We start from the raw sequence: 710 nt of genomic DNA, 5'->3' as shown, positions 1-710 counted from the left end.
TATTAATATTCCACGTGATCTTCCGGCAAAAGAAATTTTAGAAAAAGAGAGAATTTTCATCATGGACGACGTGCGCGCGGTTAACCAAGAAATTCGCCCGCTTAATATTGTTATCCTAAACTTAATGCCGGAAAAAGAAAAAGCTGAAACGCAATTATTACGTTTACTCGGGAACTCACCGCTGCAAGTGCATATTACACTTCTTTATACGGCAAGCCATAAAGCAAAAACAACGAGTAAAAATCACCTAGATCAGTTTTATAAAACGTTTGAACAAATTAAAGAACGAAAATATGACGGAATGATTATTACAGGGGCACCTGTAGAACATATACCATTTGAAGAAGTAAACTACTGGAAAGAGCTTCAAGAAATTATGGATTGGTGTAAAACAAATGTGACTTCTACCCTTCATATCTGTTGGGGAGCTCAAGCCGGACTTTATCATCACTTTGGCATTGACAAGCGACCTCTTTCTGATAAATGCACGGGTGTATTTACGCATGTGGTATCGAGTGAAGAACCGATTAAGCTGCTGCGAGGATTTGATGATGTCTTTTATTCTCCTCATTCTCGTCACACCGACGTCGACATGAATGAAGTAAAAAACCATCCTGGCCTTGAGCTTCTTTCCTACTCTGAAGAAGCTGGTGTTTATATGGCTATGTCTAAAGACGAAAAGTTTGTTTTCGTTACAGGTCACCCAGAGT

At 39.2% G+C, this 710-nt stretch carries 1 protein-coding gene; it reads left to right on the top strand.

From position 1 onward, the window contains the following. Position 1: 1 nt before the first annotated feature. A partial coding sequence (locus AC1DRF_RS30980) for a homoserine O-succinyltransferase (RefSeq protein ID WP_477742698.1) occupies positions 2 to 710 on the top strand: 709 nt, incomplete at its 3' end.

The sequence above is a fragment of the Priestia sp. P5_B4 genome, from assembly GCF_056400385.1.
The sequence above is the reverse complement of the archived record's forward strand: the minus strand, read 5'-3'. Positions and strand labels throughout refer to the sequence as shown.